At 76.4% G+C, this 19650-nt stretch carries 19 protein-coding genes and 1 riboswitch; of the genes, 10 read left to right on the top strand and 9 right to left on the bottom strand.

Annotated elements, in window-relative coordinates; genetic code table 11:
• The first annotated feature begins 580 nt into the window (after positions 1–580).
• Positions 581–817, top strand: a complete 237-nt coding sequence (locus tag CCE01nite_RS22530) for a helix-turn-helix domain-containing protein (protein WP_307722751.1) — start codon at positions 581–583, stop codon at positions 815–817.
• A gap of 339 nt (positions 818–1156) precedes the next feature.
• Here CCE01nite_RS22530 and CCE01nite_RS16420 read toward each other — a convergent pair whose 3' ends face one another.
• The gene (locus CCE01nite_RS16420; RefSeq protein WP_141372695.1) at positions 1157–1471 is read right to left on the bottom strand and encodes a hypothetical protein; all 315 of its coding nucleotides are present in this window, start codon (positions 1469–1471) and stop codon (positions 1157–1159) included.
• Positions 1472–1993: 522 nt separating this feature from the next.
• On the opposite strand from CCE01nite_RS16420, the gene CCE01nite_RS16415 reads away from it, so the two are divergent.
• Complete coding sequence (locus CCE01nite_RS16415; protein ID WP_141372694.1) at positions 1994–4120, top strand: CHAT domain-containing protein; 2127 nt, start codon at positions 1994–1996, stop codon at positions 4118–4120.
• Positions 4121–4133: 13 nt separating this feature from the next.
• The gene (locus tag CCE01nite_RS16410; protein ID WP_141372693.1) at positions 4134–5645 is read left to right on the top strand and encodes an esterase/lipase family protein; all 1512 of its coding nucleotides are present in this window, start codon (positions 4134–4136) and stop codon (positions 5643–5645) included.
• A gap of 209 nt (positions 5646–5854) precedes the next feature.
• On the opposite strand, the gene CCE01nite_RS16405 is transcribed toward CCE01nite_RS16410, so the two are convergent.
• Positions 5855–6271 carry a GNAT family N-acetyltransferase gene (locus CCE01nite_RS16405; protein ID WP_141372692.1) on the bottom strand — a complete coding sequence of 139 codons (417 nt, stop codon included), beginning with the start codon at positions 6269–6271 and terminating at the stop codon, positions 5855–5857.
• Between the two features lie 115 nt (positions 6272–6386).
• Between CCE01nite_RS16405 and CCE01nite_RS16400 the strand changes: the two genes are divergently transcribed.
• From CCE01nite_RS16400 to CCE01nite_RS16390, 3 genes are all read left to right on the top strand, one after another.
• A complete protein-coding gene (locus CCE01nite_RS16400) occupies positions 6387–7904 on the top strand; it encodes a hypothetical protein (protein WP_141372691.1) in 1518 nt (505 codons plus the stop codon).
• Between the two features lie 88 nt (positions 7905–7992).
• Positions 7993–8640, top strand: coding sequence for a hypothetical protein (locus CCE01nite_RS16395; RefSeq protein WP_141372690.1), 648 nt, complete (start codon positions 7993–7995; stop codon positions 8638–8640).
• A 98-nt stretch (positions 8641–8738) separates the two neighbouring features.
• The gene (locus tag CCE01nite_RS16390; RefSeq protein WP_141372689.1) at positions 8739–9872 is read left to right on the top strand and encodes a winged helix DNA-binding domain-containing protein; all 1134 of its coding nucleotides are present in this window, start codon (positions 8739–8741) and stop codon (positions 9870–9872) included.
• Here CCE01nite_RS16390 and CCE01nite_RS16385 read toward each other — a convergent pair.
• Complete coding sequence (locus tag CCE01nite_RS16385) at positions 9856–10335, bottom strand: DUF6463 family protein (protein ID WP_141372688.1); 480 nt, start codon at positions 10333–10335, stop codon at positions 9856–9858. The genes CCE01nite_RS16390 and CCE01nite_RS16385 overlap by 17 nt on opposite strands.
• Before the next feature lie 179 nt (positions 10336–10514).
• Between CCE01nite_RS16385 and CCE01nite_RS16380 the strand changes: the two genes are divergently transcribed.
• Together CCE01nite_RS16380 and CCE01nite_RS16375 are read left to right on the top strand one after the other, a co-directional pair.
• A complete protein-coding gene (locus CCE01nite_RS16380; protein WP_246056619.1) occupies positions 10515–11054 on the top strand; it encodes a DUF2243 domain-containing protein in 540 nt (179 codons plus the stop codon).
• A 19-nt stretch (positions 11055–11073) separates the two neighbouring features.
• Positions 11074–12033, top strand: coding sequence for a cytochrome c oxidase assembly protein (locus tag CCE01nite_RS16375; protein ID WP_218026487.1), 960 nt, complete (start codon positions 11074–11076; stop codon positions 12031–12033).
• On the opposite strand, the gene CCE01nite_RS16370 is transcribed toward CCE01nite_RS16375, so the two are convergent.
• On the bottom strand, positions 12008–12901 hold the full coding sequence (locus tag CCE01nite_RS16370; protein WP_141372687.1) for an SDR family oxidoreductase: 894 nt from the start codon (positions 12899–12901) through the stop codon (positions 12008–12010). The two genes, CCE01nite_RS16375 and CCE01nite_RS16370, sit on opposite strands and share 26 nt — an antisense overlap.
• Before the next feature lie 92 nt (positions 12902–12993).
• Here CCE01nite_RS16370 and CCE01nite_RS16365 point away from each other — a divergent pair, with 92 nt between their 5' ends.
• Complete coding sequence (locus CCE01nite_RS16365) at positions 12994–13647, top strand: CYTH domain-containing protein (RefSeq protein ID WP_141372686.1); 654 nt, start codon at positions 12994–12996, stop codon at positions 13645–13647.
• A 60-nt stretch (positions 13648–13707) separates the two neighbouring features.
• On the opposite strand, the gene CCE01nite_RS16360 is transcribed toward CCE01nite_RS16365, so the two are convergent.
• Positions 13708–14109 carry a DUF2510 domain-containing protein gene (locus CCE01nite_RS16360; RefSeq protein ID WP_141372685.1) on the bottom strand — a complete coding sequence of 134 codons (402 nt, stop codon included), beginning with the start codon at positions 14107–14109 and terminating at the stop codon, positions 13708–13710.
• Between the two features lie 99 nt (positions 14110–14208).
• Here CCE01nite_RS16360 and CCE01nite_RS16355 point away from each other — a divergent pair, with 99 nt between their 5' ends.
• Positions 14209–15138 (top strand): VOC family protein, encoded by a 930-nt coding sequence (locus tag CCE01nite_RS16355; RefSeq protein WP_246056618.1) that lies wholly within the window; start codon positions 14209–14211, stop codon positions 15136–15138.
• Between the two features lie 136 nt (positions 15139–15274).
• On the opposite strand, the gene CCE01nite_RS22220 is transcribed toward CCE01nite_RS16355, so the two are convergent.
• From CCE01nite_RS22220 to CCE01nite_RS16335, 4 genes are read right to left on the bottom strand one after another with little or no spacing between them, the layout of a single operon-like run.
• Positions 15275–16195 (bottom strand): energy-coupling factor transporter transmembrane component T family protein, encoded by a 921-nt coding sequence (locus tag CCE01nite_RS22220; protein ID WP_246056615.1) that lies wholly within the window; start codon positions 16193–16195, stop codon positions 15275–15277.
• Between the two features lie 5 nt (positions 16196–16200).
• Positions 16201–17862 carry an ABC transporter ATP-binding protein gene (locus tag CCE01nite_RS16345; RefSeq protein ID WP_141372683.1) on the bottom strand — a complete coding sequence of 554 codons (1662 nt, stop codon included), beginning with the start codon at positions 17860–17862 and terminating at the stop codon, positions 16201–16203.
• Positions 17859–18602 (bottom strand): ECF transporter S component, encoded by a 744-nt coding sequence (locus CCE01nite_RS16340; protein WP_141372682.1) that lies wholly within the window; start codon positions 18600–18602, stop codon positions 17859–17861. Before CCE01nite_RS16340 ends, CCE01nite_RS16345 begins: the two co-directional genes overlap by 4 nt.
• Entirely contained in the window at positions 18599–19342 is a 744-nt protein-coding gene (locus CCE01nite_RS16335) for a YkoF family thiamine/hydroxymethylpyrimidine-binding protein (RefSeq protein WP_141372681.1), read from the bottom strand. The genes CCE01nite_RS16340 and CCE01nite_RS16335 overlap by 4 nt, the downstream gene beginning before the upstream one ends.
• 117 nt (positions 19343–19459) lie before the next feature.
• Positions 19460–19582, bottom strand: a riboswitch (TPP riboswitch).
• Positions 19583–19650 lie beyond the last annotated feature (68 nt).

Here is a 19650-nt window from a genome sequence, read left to right as displayed (position 1 = left end):
GACCGGCTGGACGCGCGGGCCGCCCGCACGGGGGAGCGGCCGCGGCACGCCATGGCCGCGCACCTGCGCGGCGTCGTCGCCGCGGCCGGTCGCGACTGGGACACGGCGCTGGGCGAGCTCGAGGCCGGCCTGGCGGTGCTCGACTCGCTCGGGTACGCGCACCCGGGCGCGGTCCCGGTGCTCCCGCAGGCGATCCAGGTGGCCTCGCTCGCGCACCGGACCGACCGCGTCGGGCACCTGCGGGAGCGCCTGCGCGCGCAGTCCGCCGGCCTGGGCTCACCGTGGGCGGACGCGCAGCTGCTCGCGGCCGACGGCCAGCTGATGCTGCTGCGGGACGAGCCCGCTGCCGCCCTCGACGCGCTGACCCGGTCCCACGCCGCGCTCGACCGGCTGGGGTACCGGCTCGACGCCGCGCGGACCGGGTGCTTCGTCGTCGCCGCCGCGCTGCGGGCGGGTCGGCGCCGGGCTGCCCGGGAGGTCGGCGAGCGCGTCCTTGCCGCCTTCGTCGACATGGGGGTGTGCGGCTGGGACGGCGTCGCTCGCGAGCTGCTCGGCCGCGTCCGGGGGGGCGGGCGACGACGTGCTGACCCGGACCGAGGCGGAGATCGGGTCCCTCGTGACCGCGGGGCTGCGCAACCGCGAGATCGCCTCGCGGATGTTCGTCAGCGAGTCCACCGTCGAGGCGCACCTCACTCGCATCTACCGCAAGCTCGGGCTCCGGAACCGTGCGGAGCTGTCGGTGCACGTGGCGGGACCGGGGGAGCTGTCGGTGCGCGTGGCCGGACGGGGCGAGCCGTCGGGGATCTCGCCGCTGTAGCGGGTGGTCCGTGCCGCGCCGGTCCGTCGGTGCCGACCCGGCCGTCGTGCGTCGGCGCCCGCATGACGCCGCATCGTCCGCCGCGCGCACGCCGACCCCGCCGGCACAGGAAGCCGGCGGGGACCGGGGTCACCGGGTCAGTGCGTGCGGCGGAGCCGGGCGACGGCCTCGGACACCTCCCGCTCCGCGTCCGGGCCGGTCAGCCTCGGGAAGTCGTCCGGGAGGTCGATCTCCGTGGAGTCCTCGTCGTCGTCCGGCAGCAGGTGCTCGCCGATCCCGATCGAGGCGATGCGGTCGTCGCTCGTGTACGTCACGCGTGCCTTCATGGTCGTGCTCCGATCACGGGTCGACGATGCTGAGGTTGAGGTACCAGATGAGGGGAGCGTCGGGGCCGATGCTCTCCACCTTGACGCGCACCACCGGCTCGTCGTTGCTTCCGGGGTTCGGGTCCTTCGCCTTGATCGACTCGGTGGTGACCCGGAGCTGGCGGTCCTCGTTGCTGGCCGCGAAGGGCGCCGCCGTCGCCGACACCGCCGTCTGCACGTAGAGGCCGGGGGCGGTGGCGGGCAGGTAGATCTTCTTCTTCCGGGTGGTCCCCGGCTGGAAGCCGGCGGCCTCGAAGAACTCGAAGTGCGCGTGGTCAACGGTGGCCACGGGAACCTCCGGTGGTGCGGGCCGCCGGGCGTGCGCGGCCGGTCGTGTCGTGCTGGTCGTGCGGGCACATGTCGGGCCCCTTCCGGTGCGGTGGGCCGCGTGCCGGCCCGAGCTCCCGACGCTAGGGAGCGAGGGCCGGTGCCCGGCAGCGGGGAAACCCCAGGATCGACCCCACATCCCGGCGTGGCGCCGCGGCCGTCCGCCCGCGACCCCGTGTGGATGTCGTCGCACCGGCGTCGAGCAGCTCGGGGTGCCCGCGCGTGGCGGGTGCGACGGGACCGCGCCCGTCCCGATGACGGTCGACGTGCTGCGTCCGGGCCGTCGTGCCCGTCCGCGCACCGGAGCCTGCGCCTTCGGTGCGGAAACCGGCGCGGTCCTTGCCGACGGGGTGCGACGCGCGGAGCATGACCCCAGGGAGGCAGCGCCCGAGCCGGCCGCCACCTCAGCAGACCGCGCGGGCCCGCAGGAGACCGTCGACAGCGAGCCGGCGGTACGTCGGCGCGTGGGGAGGCAGCTGTGTCCATGACCGAGGACGACTGGCGCGCGCTGGCCCAGGCCGCGCTGGAGGCGCTCCCGGCGATGGGCCTGGGCCGCGACGTCGAGCGCGAGGTCCGCACAGAGATCCTCCGTGCGCTCGACCTCCCGCGGGGGAGCGCACGGGATGCTCTTCGCGCGGCCCTGACGCGTCATGACGGGCTGAAGCGATGGACCGAGGCGAGGACCACCGCGGAGGCGACGGGCTCGGCCGTGGTCATCGCCGATCCGCTCCCCGCAGGCGCGCGACCCTCCGACACCTCGAGCGGCAGCACCCACGAGGTGCGGGGCCTTGGGGGGCCCGGGCGTGGGGGCCGCGGTCCGACGGGCGACAGCCGGCCGGCCGGGGACGGCGACGGGTTCGTCGAGGGCGAGCACGCCGTAGCGGGCGAGGTCGACGGCGCCAGCGACAACGTCGAGCTCATCCGGGGGCGCCGGGAGTCCGGCGTCGAGCCACAGCTTCCCGGCGAGCCCGTGATCGACTCGATCACCGACCCGGTCACCGACCCGTTCACCGAGGCGTTCACCGACCAGGTCAGGGACCCCTTCACCGAGCCGTTCGTCGAGCCCTTCACCGAGCACCGCACCCAGCCCGACCCCGTCTCGGCCCCCAGCCGCACCGCGTACGCGCGGCTGGAGGCGCCGGAGACGGTGCAGGTCGAGGTCCCGTTCCCCGTCCTTGTCGGCCTCGGGGCCGTCCAGGGCGACGGCGTCGTGTCCGAGGCCCCGTTCCAGGTGCCGACCGAGGAGTTCGAGCTGACGGTCGCGCTCCTCGTCGACGGCCTGCGGACGGCAGACGGGTCCGGCGTCGTCCGCACGATGCGGGGCTCGCCCGACGTGCCCTTCCCCGCGGTGGTCGTGGACCTGGTCGCGGCGGGCGGCCCGGGCTACCGCGCGGCCCGCACCATCCTCGCGAGCTACAGCATCGACGGCCGTCCCCTGGGCACGGCAGCGCGGAGCGTCCACGTCACCTCGGGTCCCGTCGCGCAGGCAGCCGCCGTGCCGCTGGCGTCGGTCGAGGCGTCGGCGACGCCCGTGACGGTGTGGGCGTTCCCCGAGGGCCCGGCCCCCGACCTGTACCTGGTCGTCTCGCGCGGTGACGACTCCGCCGGTCAGCGGCTGCTGTGGTCGGCGCAGTCGCCGCACGCGGGCGCTGCCCTGCCCGCGGCCCCCGTCACGTCGGACATCGGTGACGCGAGGGAGTTCGGCCGGGCCGTCATGCGCGGGATCGAGCAGCGGCACTCGGCCCCGGGCCTCGCGGCGTACCTCAACGGGGTGCAGAGCACCGTGGGCGAGAAGATCCCGAAGCAGATCTGGGACGCCCTCGACTCGGTGGCGGCGCTCTCCGCCGGCTCCAGGCCCACGGTCCTGCTTGCCACGGCAGAGCCGTACGTCCCGTGGGAGCTGGCCCGGGTGCCGCACCCGTGGGACGCCGGGGCCCCGGCGATCCTGGGCGCCCAGACACGGTTCGGGCGGTGGCTCCACAGCGAGGACAACCCGTACCCGTCACCCGTGCCGTCCGTCGCCGCCCGCACCCTGGCGGTGGTCAAGGGCGAGTACGCGGGAAGCGGCAGGCTGCCGCAGGCCGAGGCGGAGGCGGACCACCTGGTGACGGCCTTCGGTGCCTCGCCGGTCGCCGCCGAGGTCGCGGCCGTCCTGGCCTGCCTGGGCGGGAGCCCGGAGGCGGACGTCGTGCACTTCGCGGTCCACGGCAGGTTCGACGCCTCGGGCACGAGCGACGGCATCCTCATGAGCGACCGCTCGACGCTGGCACCCCTCGACCTGCGGGGGGTGGAGAGGGCACGGCCGAGGTTCGCCTTCCTCAACGCCTGCCAGGTCGGCCACACCGAGGAGATGCTGGGCGACACGGCGGGCGTCGTCCCGGCGTTGATCCGCATCGGCGCGCAGGCGGTCCTGGCGCCGCTCTGGAAGGTCGACGACACCGTCGCGCGCGAGTTCGCCGAACGGTTCTACGCCGCGGTGTTCGCCGGGCGGACGGTCTCCGACGTGCTGGCCGACGAGCGCGCCGCGGCCGCGGCCGCCAGCGGCGCGCCGCGGTCGACCGTGCTGGCGTACGTGTACTTCGGCAGCCCCGACCTGACCCTCGACCGCTAGGAGGCGAGCACCGATGCCGCTGCTCGACGTCGACACCGCGCTCGACCTGCCCGGCGCGCGCATCCGGTCCGTCGGCGTCGCGGCCGAGGTCGACGCCGTCCCGCGCGAGCAGGCGGGCGGGCGACGTTCCGATGCCGCCGAGCTCGACGTCGAGCTCGCCGACCACGGGGTCCCCGAGCGCGGCGCGCGCCTGCTCGCCGACACCCTGGCCCGGCTCGAGATGCGTCCGGTCCTCACCATCCCGCTCACCGACGTCAGCACCGTCACCACGGGCGGACCGCACCGCGGGGACGCCGACGAGCCGAGCCTCGAGGTGACCGTCGAGGCACCGCTCCCGGACGAGGGACAGGTCGTCCTGGAGGTGGACGCGACGGGCGTGGTGGCCTGGCACGTGCCGCTCGCGGCCGAGGCGTCCGCCGAGCGCTCGGGCCTCGAGCAGGTCTTCCGGATCCCCGTCCGCCAGCGCGACGTCCCCGGTGAGCCTCCGGACGGCAGCGCGGAGCGCGGTGTCCTCGGGTTCGGGGTCCGCAAGGTCCTCGAGGTGCTCCGGTACCCGCTCCACGCCGCTGCCGGGGCCGTCGGTGAGCTCGCCGTGGCCGCGTGGGAGGGCAGGTTCCGTCCGTACGGCGCCCGGCTGGGCTCGTCGGTCCAGGCGCTCGCCGCGCGGGCGGACGGGTTCGCGCTGTCCGCCGACCAGGTCCGGTCCTGGGACGGCAGGCCCACGCTGCTGCTCCTGCACGGGACGTTCAGCACGGGGACGGCCGCCTTCAGCCATCTCCTCGGCGACGCGGACCTCGCCCGGACGTTGCGGGACACGTACGAGTCCCGCGTCCTGGTCCTCGACCACCCGTCGCTGCACGTGGACCCGGTGGAGAACGCCCGGTGGCTGCTCGCCCGGCTGCCGCCGGACCTCGACCTGGTGCTCGACGTCGTCGCGCACTCCCGCGGGGGCCTCGTCGCACGCGCGCTCGCCGCGCCGCAGACGGCGGAGGGGCTGCACCGCCGCCCGGTCCAAGTCCGCACGACGATCCACGTCGGCACGCCGAACTCGGGCACCGTGCTCGCCGGCCCGGAGCGCTGGGGGACGCTGCTCGACATCATGACGAACCTCGCCGTGCTGCTGCCCGACGACACCGTGAGCGCGCCGCTGACCGCCGTGATCGAGACGGTGAAGCAGGTCGCCACCGGCGTGCTGGACGGCCTGGACGGGCTCCGTGCGATGGCGCCGGGCTCGGACCTGCTCGGGAACCTCACGGTGCCCCCGTCGGCGCGGGGCCGGGTGTTCACCGTCGCGAGCGACTACGAGGCCGTCGACGCGCCGGTGCCCCTGCGGGCCCTCGACGTCCTCGTCGACCCGTTCTTCGGCGAGGGCAACGATCTCGTCGTGCCGAGTCAGGGCGTGTCGACCGGGATGGGTGCCCTCGAGAGCCACGTCGTGCCCCGGGCCCCGTCGGTCACGCACACCGCGTACTTCCGCGACCCGGCCGTGCGCCGCCTCGTCGCGGGATGGCTGTCGGGCGGCTAGCGGCCGGACCGTCCCGGCGACGGGCCTCACGCGACGGGCCTCACGCGACGGGCTTCACGCGACGGGCTTCACGCGACGGGCCTCACGCGACGGGCCTCACACGACGGGCCTCACGCGACGGGCCTCGGAGCGGAGCGTCCGGACGAGGCCGAGTGCCCCTCGCACGCCGCTGGACGGGGTGACCGGTCGGCGTGCGGCCCGGGCCCTCGTCACCGGAGCCGGAGCAGCCCGGCGCTCGTCGGGGCGAAGCCGCACGCGTCCAGGTAGAAGTCGCGCAGCCGGTCCTCGAAGTCGACGTGCAGCCACTCGCACCCGGCGGCAGCGGACTGCTCGCGTGCGACGGCGACGAGCCGCGCCCCGACACCCTGCCGGCGCGCGCGGCGGGCGACGGCGGTGTCGAGCACGAACGCGTGCGCACCGCCGTCCCACGCGACGTTGACGAAGCCGACGAGCCCCTGGTCGTCGCGGGCCACGACCCAGCCGAGGCTGAGCCGGGTCAGCCGCCCGACCCGGTCGTCGCCGAGCGGGGCGTGGCCGAACGCCTCGGCGTGCAGCGCGTCGACCTCGGCGTTCGTGAACGGTCCCCGCCACTCGGCGTGGACGGGACCGGCGGCAGGCTCGGGCACGGCTGTCTCCTCGGGTGCTCGTCGCGTGGGTCCGCGCCGGTGGGTGCGGAGCCGGTCACGGTACCGACCCCGGCGCCCCGCCCGCGGCCGGGGCGCCCTGTGTGACGATGTCGCGGTGCCCGACTGGACCTACCACCCGCTGAGCCCCGCGCTCGTGGCGGTCCTGGGCCGCGGCCGGGCGCACCGGGCCGCGCTGCACGCGCTCGCGACGCTGAGCTCGACGCGTGCCGGGCGGGGCGTCGTGCGGTTCCTGTCGCACCACCCGCCGGTGCCCGACGACCTGCGGGGGCGGTTCGGCGCGGTCGTCCCCGTCGAGCACGCGGCCGACGCGGTGCGCGCGCTGCCCGCCCTCGGCGCCGGCGTCGTCGAGGTCGGGCCCGTCGCCGCCGCGGACGCCGACGCCGTGCGGCGCGCGGCCGAGGGCCGCACGTGCACGCTCGTCGTCCGGGCCGCCGACGCCGCCGCCGCGCGCGCGTGCGCACCGTTCGCCGACCGCGTCGTCGTCGGCCCCGTGCCCGGCCACGTGCACCTCGACGACCCGGCACCCGGCGCCGCGCTCGACGCGCTCGCGGACCCGGGCAGCACCGTGCTCGCGACCCCGGCGCTCCTCGTGCGGTCGGGGCCGGGCTGGTTCCAGCGCGTCGTCGAGGCCAGTACGCCGACCGGGTCGCCCGCGCCGCTGCGGTCAGTCGGGCGTGACCCGCGGCGGTGGCCCGCGTGGCTGTGGGGTCTGCTCGTCGGGCTGGGGATGGTCGGTGCCGGATTGGGGGCCGCCCTCATCACGCTCGGGCCGCTGCTGCTCTGGTACGACCGGGCCTACCTCGGCATGGACCGCACGCAGCTCGGGGACCTCAACGACCGCCTCGTGCCGTTCCTCCAGCACGACCGCATCACGATGGCCGGCACCATGGTCGCGATCGGCGTGCTCTACGCCGGGCTCGCGTGGGGCGGGATGCGCGCCGGCTGGCCGTGGGCCCGCACCGCGCTCGCGGTCTCGGGGATGCTCTCGTTCCCCACGCTGCTCTACTTCCTCGTGATCGGCTTCGTCGAGCCGCTGCACACCGCCGTCACGGTCGTGCTGTTCCCGATGTTCCTGCTCGCGGTCCTCGGCCGCCCGGCCGCGCCCGCCTGGTCCCTGCGGCCCGACGTCGACGAGGGGGTGCGGCGACGGTCCCTCGTGGGCCAGCTCCTCATGGTCGCGACCGGGCTGGGCATGCTCGCCGGCGGGGTCGTCATCTCCTTGGTCGGGCTGTCCGACGTCTTCGTGCCGAGCGACCTCGTGTTCCTGGGCGTGCACGCGGACGAGCTCCGCGAGGCGAGCGAGCGCGTGGTGCCGTTCGTCGCGCACGACCGCGCCGGCTTCGGCGGTGCCCTCGTCGGGGCGGCCCTCGCGGTGCTGCTGCTCAGCGCGTGGGGTTGGCGCGCGGGGGAGCGGTGGGTGTGGTGGACGCTCGCGCTGTCCGCCGCCGCGGGCTTCCTGCCGGCCGTCGTGGTCCACCTGCTCATCGGGTACACCGACGTGCTGCACCTCGCGCCGGTCCTGGTGGGGGTCGTGCTCACCGCGGTGGCCCTCGTCCTCGCGCGCCCGTACCTGTGCGCGGCGACGGCGCGCGTCGCCGCGCGGACCCGCTGAGCCCGGGCGGCGCGCGGTGCTCGACGGGCAGTGGGAGGGCGACGAGGTCGTCCGCTCGACAGAGGCGCCCGGGCGCCTGGTGCTCCGGATGCTGCTCTGGGCAGGGGCCCTGGTGGTCGGGCCCGTGCTCGTCGCGCTCGTGTGGCTGGGGTCGCGGACGGGCTTCGAGCCGGTCCCGCTGCCGCCGACCGCGACGTCCGAGAGCGTGCTCGCGGCGCGGGACGCGGAGGCCGCGCGGCAGGAGGCAGTCCTGCGCGACGCCCTGCGTCCCGTGCGGACCGCGACCGGCGCCGAGCACCTCGCGACCGGGCAGGAGGCGTCGTGCGACGACGACCACGGTTGGCCGTGGGGGTCCGGCGCGGACGTGGAGTGCCGCGTCAGGACGGTCGTGGTCGTCGGACCGCGGCCGGTCACCGACGTCGGGCCCGAGACGGCGGCGCTGCACGAGTCCCTGCTCGCCGCGGGCTTCGAGGGGGAGGCCGGGCGGCCGACGCTCGTCGACGTCCTCGCGGAGCAGGTGCCCGGGACCGACGTCGCGCTTCTCGAGCCCGCCGTGTACGAGCACCCGGACGGCCCGGAGGTCACGGTCCGCTGGACGCACCCGGCCGACCGCCCGGACGCCCTGCGCTGGTCGCTGCCGGGCGGGCGCGAGCTGCTCGGGACCGAGCTCGACGATCTGGTGCCCCCGGAGACCTACGTCATCGGGTTCTCGACGGAGGACCACCTCACCTTCTGACGGCGCGGACGTCCGTGCACGCGGCGGGCCGACGCCCGTTCGCGCCGCGCTCGGCCGACCCGACGGTGGCCGGACCGGTCGGGCGTCAGACTGGGGGCATGGCGCGCACGGCGAGCGCGAGGGCCGCGGGCCCGGTGGTGACGACCCGTGCGCTCGGGCGGGCGACGCTCGCGCGGCAGCTCCTCCTGCGGCGGGATGCCCGGGACGTGACGGACGTCGTCCGCGGCCTGCTCGGGCTCCAGGCGCAGGTGCCCGCCGTCCCGTACCTCGCGCTGTGGTCGCGGCTCGACGGCTTCGCCCCCGAGGACCTCGCCGGCCCGGTGCGCCGGCGCGAGCTGGTCCGTGCGCCCCTGATGCGCACGACGATCCACACGGTGACCGCCGACGACGCCGTCGGGCTGCGTCCGCTCGTGCAGCCCGTGCTCGAGCGCACGTTCGCCTCGACCGCGTGGGGTCAGCGGCTGCGCGGCCACGACCTGACGGAGGCGTTCGACGTCGCGGTCCGGCTCGTCGAGGAGCGTCCCCGCACGCGGGCGGAGCTCGCGGGCCTGCTCGCGGAGGCCGTCCCCGGCCTCGACCCCGTGAGCCTCTCGTGGGCGTTCAGCTACCACGTGCCGCTCGTCCAGCCGACGCCGCGCGGGCTGTGGGGGGAGAGCGGCGCGTCGGCGCTCACGACGTACCGGGCGTGGCTGGGGCGCGACGCCGAGCCGGGCGCGACGAGCGTCGACGAGGTCGTGCTGCGCTACCTGCGCGGGTTCGGGCCGGCCACGGTGCGCGACGTGCAGGCGTGGTGCGGCCTGACGCGGCTGCGCGAGGTCGTCGACCGGCTCGGCGACCGCGTGCGGCACCTGCGGGGCGAGGACGGCCAGGACCTCGTCGACGTGCCCGACGGCGTCGTGCCGGACGCCGACGTGCCGGCCGCGGTGCGGCTCCTGCCGGAGTACGACAACGGGCTGCTCTCGTACGCCGACCGCGCGCGGGTCGTCCACCCGGCGCCGCATGAGCCGCTGCTCGGCGGGCCGGGTGGGTACGTCGGCTCGGTGCTCGTCGACGGGCTCGTGCGCGCGACGTGGGCCCTGCGGCGCGAGCGCGACACCGCGGCGCTCGAGGTGCACCGGTCGACCCCGCTGACCGCCGCGGAGACGGACGACGTCGAGGCGGAGGGGCGCCGGCTGCTCGCGTTCGTCGTGCCCGACGCGCCGCACACCGTGGCGTTCAGCGGCGCCGGGTGAACCGGGCTGCGTCGTCCGGCCCGGCCGCGCCGTCCCGGCCGGCCGCACCGTCCGGCCCGGCTGCGTCGTCCCGCCCCGCGGCGCGCCGGACCGCCGTGAGCCCGAGCGCCAGGAGCACCCAGAACGGGCTCGCGGGGAGCATCGCGGCTCCGGCGGCACTGATCCCGGCGACGGCACGGCCGGTGCGGCGCTGCGTCGCGCGGTCGCCGCGCTCCTCGGCGGCGCGCAGCTCGCGACCCAGGGCCCACCACGCGGGCGAGGCGAGCAGGAACCAGAACCCCGTCGACCGGTCCCCCCGCAGCGGGACCGCGCCGACGCCGCCGTGGCGCGCGACGTCGACGATCACGTCGCGGAAGAGCGCCGACCCCACGACGAGGTGCCCGACCGCCACGACCTCGACCCACCACCCGAGCGTGCGGGCGCGTGCGCGGAGGACGTCGGCGGGCTGCACGGGAGTGGTCATGCCCTGATCGGACCGCCTCCGCCGAGGGTGGTCAAGCGACCGGGGCCCGAACCACAGGCGGCTCTCAGGCGCGGCCACAGCGGGCTCTCAGGTGCGACGCGGGGCGGCGTCGCGCGGTCGGTCGTGGTAGGCAGGACCCGGCAGGCAGGGCCACCACCGAGCCGATCCCGGAGCGCACCGTGACCGCACCGCCGCCCGCCGCCCCGCCGCCCTCCGGAGGCACGCCCGCCGGGACCCGCACCGTCCCGACCGACCCGTCCCCGCCGCCGCACGACACCCGCCGCTCGCTCGGCGCCGGCGCGATGATCGGCGTCGGGCTCATGGCCGCGGTCGACGAGATCGTCTTCCACCAGCTCCTCGGCTGGCACCACTTCTACGACCGGTCGACGAGCCAGGTCGCGCTGCTCTCCGACGGGGTGCTGCACGCCGTCGAGCTCGTGCTGCTCGTCGCCGGCTTCTTCGTGCTCGCCGACCTCCAGCGTCGCCGGACGCTCGCGCGCGGGTTCGTGCAAGCCGGGCTGCTCGTCGGCGCGGGCGGGTTCCAGCTGTTCGACGGGCTCGTCGACCACAAGGTCCTGCGCGTGCACCAGGTGCGGTACGGCGTCGAGCTGCTGCCGTACGACGTCGCGTGGAACGGCGTCGGGGCGCTCGTGCTCGTCGCGGGGCTCGTCGTGCTGGCCCGCGCGCGTCGCCGGGCGCGCGCCGCCGCCGGCCGGTAGGGCGGGAGGCGCGGGGAGCGTGGCCGGGCTCGCGACGCGCCCCGGCGTCGAGCACCGGGACGACGGCGGCCACGGGCACGGCCACGGCGGCCACGCGGGGTCCGGCGCCGGGGAGCTCGTCGTCGACCCGGCGCTCGTCGCTCTCGTCGTCGTCGGCGTCGTGCTCGTCGCGTACCTCCTCGGCGCGGCCCGGCTGCGGGCGCACGGTCCGCGCGGGTGGAGCGCATGGCGGACCGCGGCGTTCACCGCCGGCGCGCTGCTCGTCGCGGCCGCGCTCGCGCCGTGGCCGGACGCGGTCCTCGGGGGCGGCGCCCGCGCGCACATGGCGCAGCACCTCGTGCTCGGGATGCTCGCGCCGCTCGGGCTCGTGCTCGGTGCCCCGGTGCGCCTGCTGCTCGGGGCGGTGCCGCGCGCCCGGCGCCCGGTGGCCCGCGTCCTGCGGCTGCGGGCGGTCCACGTCGCCGGGCACCCCGCGGCGGCGGCGCTGCTGCACGTCGGCGGGCTGTGGGTGCTGTACCTGACGCCGCTGTACGCGCGGAGCCTCGACGCGCCGGCCGTGCACCACCTCGTGCAGGTGCACTTCCTGCTCGCGGGGTACCTCTTCGCGTGGTCGCTCGTCGGGCCCGACCCGGCGCCCGGCCGGCCCTCGCTCCGCGTCCGTGCGGTCGTCCTCGTGCTCGCCGCCGCGGCGCACGCCGTCCTCGCGAAGCTCCTGTACGCCCAGGCGGGGACGCTGCCGCCGGGCGCAGCGAACCCCGCCGCGGAGGCGGAGCAGGCCGCGCAGTGGATGTACTACGGCGGCGACGTCGCCGAGGTGCTGCTCGTGGTGCTGCTGTGCGCGGAGTGGTACCGGCGGGGTGCGCGGGCGGGCGCGCGCCCCGCCGGTACCGCCTCCGCGGTCCCCGGGCGGGTGAGGTCGGGGACGGAGGCACGCGCCGGGTGGCGTGCCGGGGTCACGCGAGCGGCTGGCCGCCCGTGACGCCGATGCGCTCGCCGGTGACGTAGCTCGACTCCTGCGAGGCGAAGAACACGAATGCCGGCGCGAGCTCCGCGGGCATGCCCGCACGGCCCATGGGCGTCTGCTGCCCGAAGCTCTCGACCTTCTCCTCGGGCATCGTCGCCGGGATCAGCGGCGTCCAGATCGGCCCGGGCGCCACGGTGTTCACGCGCACGCCCTTGTCGGCGAGGTACTTGGCGAGGCCCTTCGTGAAGTTGACGATCCCCGCCTTGGTCGTCGCGTAGTCGAGCAGCTCGGGGCTCGGCTGGTACGCCTGGATGGACGACGTGTTGATGATGCTCGACCCGGGCTTCAGGTGCGGCAGGGCCGCCTTGCTGAGCCAGAACATCGCGTAGATGTTCGTCTTCATGACGCGGTCGAGCTGCTCGGTCGTGATGTCCTCGAGGCTCTTGGCCTGCGACATCTGGTACGCCGCGTTGTTCACCAGGATGTCGAGCCCGCCGAGCTCGCTCACGGCGGTGTCGATGATCGTCTGGCAGTGCGCCTCGTCGCGGATGTCACCGGGGACCGTCACCGCCTTGCGGCCGGCCTGCTCGATCCAGCGGACGGTCTCCTGGGCGTCCTCCTCCTCGTCGGGCAGGTACGAGATGAGGACGTCCGCGCCCTCCCGCGCGAACGCGATGGCCACCGCGCGCCCGATGCCCGAGTCGCCGCCGGTGATCACGGCGCGCTTGCCCTCGAGTCGCCCGCTGCCCCGGTAGGACTCCTCGCCGTGGTCGGGCTTCTCGGGCATGTCCTGCGTGCGGCCGGGGTGCTCGATCGACTCAGCCGGGTGCTCCGCCGAGTCGTACTGGTCCGTGGGGTTCTGAGGTGTCGTCTGATCACTCATGCCTCAGTCGTACGCGCGCGGCTCGGGTGCCGCCACCTGAACGGAGGACCTACGGTAAGGGGCGTGATCACAAGGCTGCGCAGGTCCACGGAGTGAGCGACGGCGGCAACGGCGACTTCGAGTTCGAGCGCCGGTTCTTCGTGCGCGAGCTGCCGCCCGAGCTGCTCGCGGAGCCGTCGCCCGCGTTCATCGTGCAGAGCTACTACCTCGCCGAGCAGGGCTACGCGCTGCGCCTGCGCGTCCAGGCCAGCGACGCGGTCGTGCCGCTCGACGCGATGGACGACGACCTTGCGGTGCTCGACGAGCTCGCGGACCGCGTCGACTTCTGTGCGCTGACCGTGAAGAGCCCCATGAACGAAGGCACCCGGTACGAGGCGGAGCGGGAGATCGACGTCGCCGTCGGGCTGCAGATGATCCGCCTGGGCGGCGCGCGGGTCGTGAAGAACCGCTACTCGATCTGGCTCGGGTCGGACGGCTGGGTCGTGGACGTGTTCGGCGGCGCCAACCGTCCGCTCGTCATCGCGGAGTGCGAGCGCGGCGGGCCCGTGACGGACCTGACCATCCCGGCGTTCTGCGTGACCGAGGTGACCGACGACCGCCGGTTCGCGAACGACGCGCTCTCGGGTACGCCGTACTCCGGGTGGGCCGCGCAGTTCGAGGCCGAGCTCGCCGCCGAGGGGCCGCGGTTCCTGCAGGGGCTCGGCCACAACCACTTCGCGCGGGACGACGCGCCGGGCGGAGCCTGAGCTCCGGCGCTCACCGGGACCCGTCGACGGCCGTCGCCGGCACGTGCACCGGGCCCGGCGTCAGCGGACGAAGCCCTCGAGCAGCAGCGTGATGACCGTGCCGACGGTGGAGAGCGCGAGGCCCCACGACGCGCGGCGCTGCCCCTCGGGCCGGTAGCCCTCGGTGACCCACGCGCTCGCGCGGCGGCGGCCGAGCAGGCTCGCGAGGAAGCCGGCGAGCCCGACGGCGAGGAACGGGTTCCAGCCGAGCGAGAGCAGCCCGAGCAGGAGACCGGCGATCGCCGCGTAGTTGCTGCTCGGCGCGCGCTCGAGGTCGGCGTACGGGTCCTCGGGCGTGCGCGCGGGGTCCGGGCGGGTCGCGACCGTCCACCGCTCGCCGTCGTACCAGCGCTGCAGCGTGCCGCCGCGGGGGTCGGTGTACCAGCCCGCGGCCTTCCCGGGCGGCGGTCGGTGCTCGTCCATGCGGACCAGTGTGGTGCACCGCAGGAGCGGGAATGACACCGTCTTCTCTTTTGTTGAAGCATCAACTAACGTAGGTCGGACCCGAGCAGAGGACACCCCATGAACGCCCACACCACGCAGCCCGCACCCGGCGTGCTGCAGTCCCCGACGACCGAGTCGATCGCCGCCGGCACGGGCATGGACGCCGTGACGCTGCTCGTCGCCGACCTCGACCTGCAGACGCGCTACTACCGCGACGGGCTCGCGCTCGAGGTCATCGAGCACCCCGACGCGCGCCTGCTCGGCACCGACCGGCCCGACGTCGTGACGCTCGGCCGCGCCGGCCGGCCGCTCGTCGTCCTGCGGCACACCCCGGACCTGCCGCGCGCCCAGCGCGGCTCCGCAGGCCTGTTCCACACCGCGCTCCTGTTCGAGGACCAGGCCGCGCTCGCCGCGACGCTCGCGTCCGTCGCCGAGACGTTCCCGCACACCTACACGGGCAGCGCCGACCACCTCGTGTCGCTCGCGTTCTACCTGACCGACCCCGAGGGCAACGGCGTCGAGCTCTACTGGGACCGCAGCCGCACGCTGTGGTCCTACGGACCCGACGGGCGCGTGCAGATGGACTCCCTGCGCCTCGACCCGAACGCGTTCCTGCGCGACCACCTCGACGGCTCCGCGGCCCCCGGGACCGGCGGCGCGACGGTCGGGCACGTCCACCTCCAGGTCGGCGACGTCGCCGCGGCGCGCGGCTTCTACGTCGACGCGCTCGGCTTCGACGTCATGGCCGACTGGCACGGTGCGCTGTTCGTCTCGGCCGGCGGCTACCACCACCACCTCGCGATGAACACGTGGAACAGCGCGGGCGCCGGGCCGCGGGCGTCGTCGCTCGGGCTCGGCGAGGTCGCGATCGTCGTCCCGACCGCCGACGACGTCGCGGCGCTCACCTCCAGGCTCGCCTTCCATGACGTCGCCGTGCGGCACGACGGCGCGACCCTGCGCTTCGAGGACCCGTGGCGCAACGCGATCTCGGTGACGACCGCGGGCTGAGCCCGGCGTCGCGAGCGCCGGTCCGACGCGGGGCCGCGCGCCCGGTCGGGCGTCCTCCCCGGCGGAGTCGGGCCGGACGGCGCGTCCGACGTCCGACGTCCGACCTCCGACGTCAGGGTCAGGGTCAGGGTCAGGGTCAGCCGAACGTCGAGCCCCACGACGCGAGCACGCCCAGGCGGGCGGCCGCCACGATCACCGCGACGCACACCCCGACGGTCACCGCCGCGAACGCCGCGTCCCGGCGGTCGAGCGTGACCGGGGCGTGCACCGTGCGCGGCCCCGCGCCGAGCCCGCGCGTCTCCATCGCGACCGCCATGCGCTCGCCCTGGCGGAGCGTCACGACGAGCAGCGTGAACGCCGCGCGGGCCAGCGCACGCGGGGACACGGGCAGCCGAGTCCCGCCGCCGCGCCGAGCGCGCCATTCCCGTGGGGCGGCGTCGTCCTGCCGGGCGGCGTCGTCCGGCAGGCCCCGGCCGGTCCGAGCCGCCCGGAGCCACGCCGGCGCCGAACCCTGCCGGCGGGCGCGGGCCGGTTCGCGCGCCGCCTGCGCGAGCCGGATCGTCGTCCACCGCTCGGGGAGCTGCTCGAGCATCCGGTAGCCCGCGAGCACCGCGTAGGTGGGGCGCGCGCCGAGCCGGACGTGCTGGTGCAGGCTCGTCATGAGCCGGGCGCCGTCGGTGGTGAGCACGAACGCGACGGACAGCGTCCCGACGAGCAGCGTGCGCAGCATGAGCGAGAGCCCGATCGCGAGCCCCGGCCCGGTGACCTCGAACGGCCCGAGCGCGCCGACGACCGGCCCGTCGCGCGTCACGCAGTTCACCGCGAGGATGCTGACCGCGAACGGCCCGAACAGCAGCTGGGCGCGCAGGAGCAGCCGCCACGGGATACGCCCGGCCCGTGCGACCGCGACGAGCGCGAGCACCCACAGCGCGAGCGGCGTCCACGGGTCGACGACCGCGAGCAGGACCGTCGAGACCACCAGCAGGACCGCGAGCTTGACCGTCGGGTTGCGCCGGTGCAGCACCGAGTCGTGCGCGAGCGGTCGGCCGAACCCCACGCCGCTCACGCGACGCGCTCCGGCTGCGCCGCGGGGGAGCCCGCCGTTCGCGCGTCGAGTGCCTCGAGCAGCGGCCGGAGCGGCAGGCCGGTCGTGCGCCACGCCGCGAGCAGCGGGGGCAGGCGCAGGCCCGCCCGGGCGAGCACGTCGTCGTCGGCGAGCACCGCCTCGGCGGGGCCGTGCGCGAGGACCCGGCCGGCGTGCAGCACGAGCACGTCGTCGGCGACGAGGCCCGCGAGGCGCAGGTCGTGCGTCACGAGCACGACGCCCCGGCCCTCGCGGGCGAGCGCGGTCAGCGCCCGGGCGGTCGCGCGCGTCGTGCGGCGGTCCTGGCCGAACGTCGGCTCGTCGGCGACGAGCACCTCGTGGTCGCACACCGCCATCGCGGCGAGCGAGAGCCGCCGCTGCTGACCGCCCGAGAGCCGGAACGGGTCGTGGTCGGCGAGCCCGTCGAGCACGTGCTCGCGCAGCGCGCGCTCGACCCGCCCGTCCACGTCCGGCAGGCGTGCGCGGCGCGGGCCGTACGCGACCTCGTCGCGCACCGTCCGGGTCAGGAGCTGGTGCTCGGGCTGCTGGAAGACCATCCCGACGCGCGCACCGGTCACCGTGCCGGCGTCCGGCCCACCCGGCAGCAGGCCCGCGAGCGCGTGCAGGAGCGTGCTCTTGCCCGAGCCGTTGAGCCCGAGCACCGCGGTCACGCGCCCGGCGTGCACGTCGAGCGAGACGCCATCGAGCACCGTGCGGGTGCCCCGGCGGACGCCGAGCCCGTGCGCGCGCAGCAGCGGTGCGGCGGTGGTCCGGGGGAGCGCGGCGCCCGGTGCGCCCGGCCCGGCGTCGGGGGCGAGCGCGTCGAGCGAGGTGACCCCCGCGGCGCGCAGCTCGGCCGCGAGCGGCAGCCACACGCCCTCAGCCGCGAGCGCGCGCGCCTCGTCGAGCACGACCACCGCGGTCGCCCCGTCGGCCCGCACGCCGCCGTGCGCGTCGAGCACCACGAGCCGCGCCGGCAGCTCGCCGAGCTCGTCGAGGCGGTGCTCGATCAGCACCGACGTGCGCGCGCCCGCGGAGCGCACCGCGTCCGCGACGTCGCGCGCGCCGACCGGGTCGAGCAGCGCCGTCGGCTCGTCGAGCAGGAGGACCTCGGGGTCCGCGACGAGCGCCGCCGCGAGCGCGACCCGCTGCCCCTCGCCGCCCGAGAGCTCGCTCGTGCGCCGGTCGGCGAGGTGCCCGGCGCCGACGGACGTGAGCGCGGCGTGCACCCGCGGGCCGATCTGCTCGGCCGGGACCGCACGGTTCTCGAGCGCGAACGCGACCTCGTCGCGGACCGTCGGCAGGCACAGCTGGTCGGCCGGGTTCTGGGTGAGCGTCGCGACCCGCCGGGCGAGGGTCGGGACGTCCGTGACCCCGGGCGCCTGCCCGGGGTCGGTGCCGCCCGGGCGCGCGGGGTCGACGACCACCGGCGCCCCGGCAACGCGCACCGAGCCCCACACGTCGGCGTCCACGGTCTGCGGCACGATGCCCGCGAGCACGCGCAGGAGCGTGCTCTTGCCCGAGCCCGACGGCCCGAGCAGCAGCACGCGCTCGCCGTCGGCGACGTCGAGATCGACGCCCCGCAGCACCGGGCCCTCGGCGCGCGGGAAGCGCACCGAGAGCCCGCGGACCTCGATCACGCGCCGGCCTGCTGCGGGGCCGGTGCCGGCGCCGCACCCGGGTCGCCACCGTCCCCGCGGCGGGCGGCACGGGCCGCGCGCCCGATCGCGTGGTTGTCGAGCACGCCGGTGCGCAGCAGCGCGTCCCCGAGCACCTTCGCCAGGATCCCGCTCAGCACGATCCCGCTGACGAGCTCGAGGCCGACCCGGTACGCGAACCAGTCCTGCGTGAGCCACCCGAACCGCACGGTCCCGAGCGCGAGGCTCGCGAGCGCCGCCGTCACGCCGGACGCGACGAAGACGCCCCACCCGTACCGGCGGTAGCGGGTCGCCGTGAACGCGAGCTCGGCGCCGGCGCCCTGCACGAACCCGACGAGCAGGAGCATCGGCCCGACCGGCGAGCCGATGAACACGACCTCGATCGTCGCGGCCAGCAGCTCGGCGACGATGCCCACCCCGGGCTTGCGGACGATGTAGAGCGCGAGCGGCGCGACGACCATCCAGCCGCCGATGAGGACGTGCTGCGCGAGGTCGCCGAGGGGCCCCATCGCGAGCTGGAGCCACGCCCACGCCTGCACGAGCGCCCAGTACAGGAACCCGAACACGACGCCGAGGGCGGCCACGAGCACGAGCTCCTGGAGCGTGAGGCCACGCCGGCGCTGCGCCGTGGTGGGGCCGGCGGTGGCGGGGCCGGCGGTGGTGGGCCCGGTCGGGGCAGGCCCGGTCGCGCCGGACCCGGTGGGAGCGGCCGGGGCGCTCATCGGGCGTCCTCGTGCGCCGTGCCGGACGTCGCGGCACCGGTGGTGCCGGCCGGCGGCGGCGCGCCCGGGGAGCCCAGCGAGATCGTCGCGTGCGTCGTGACGTGCCGGACCTCGCGCCCGACGAGCAGCCACCCGTCCGCCACGGTCGCGAGCACGTCGGCGAGGTCGCCGTCGAGCCGGGTCACGAAGTGCTCGCCGCGGGTCAGCGTCCCGCGCTCGCGGGCTCGCTCGATCGCCGCGTAGATGCCGGCCATGTGGTCCGCGGTGCGCGCGCCCCCGTGCGGGTCGGGCCCGCCGTCGTCGAGCGGGTAGAGCGCCCAGTGCGCGCTCGCGCGCAGCCCCGTGGGGGCCAGGGCGGGCAGCTCGACCGGGTGGAGCACGACGTCGTCGGGCAGCTCGCACGCGACCTCGCCGGGGCACCCGCGCGAGAGCAGCACCTGGGCGACGACGTGCACGCCCCCGGAGGCGGCCGCCCCGATCACGTCGCGCAGATAGGTCAGCACGTCGGCCTCGTCGCCGCGCACGAACGTCGAGACGTCGTCGGTCGTGACCTCGAGGCGGCTCGCGTCGCCCGCGGCCAGCGCGCCGAGGATCACGTCGACGAAGTCCGACGTCATGGGGTGCAGCGAGAAGCGCGCGCCGACCCCGAGCTGTGCGGGGGTCACGGCCGGTGCTGCCGGTGCCGCCGGTGCGGCGGAAGCGACGGGCGCGGTCGGGGGAGGGGAGAGCGTCGGGTTCATGGCGGTCCTTCACCGTCGGTGCGGACCCCCGCGGAGCGTCCCGACGGCTCCGCCCCGCGCACGCGTGCCGACGGGTCGCCCACGGGCTGCCCGACGGGGACGCGGCGACGGGCGGACCCGGCGACACATGCCCTGCTCCCTACGCTGGTGTGAACCAGATCAGGTTCCACGGGTCTGCGGGTGGGACACCTGCGTGTCCGGCCGCACTCTCAGCGCTCCTGCGCTCCCCGGGGGCTTGTTCCGGGCGAACGTAGCAGAACGGTCGGCGCGCGTCAGCGTCCGCCCGGACCGTGACCGCCGGCAGCGCC

This window comes from Cellulomonas cellasea, assembly GCF_006538745.1.
Classification (GTDB): Bacteria; Actinomycetota; Actinomycetes; order Actinomycetales; family Cellulomonadaceae; genus Cellulomonas_A; species Cellulomonas_A cellasea.
Note: the sequence above shows the minus strand (reverse complement) of the source record. Positions and strands in the feature narration are given on the sequence as shown.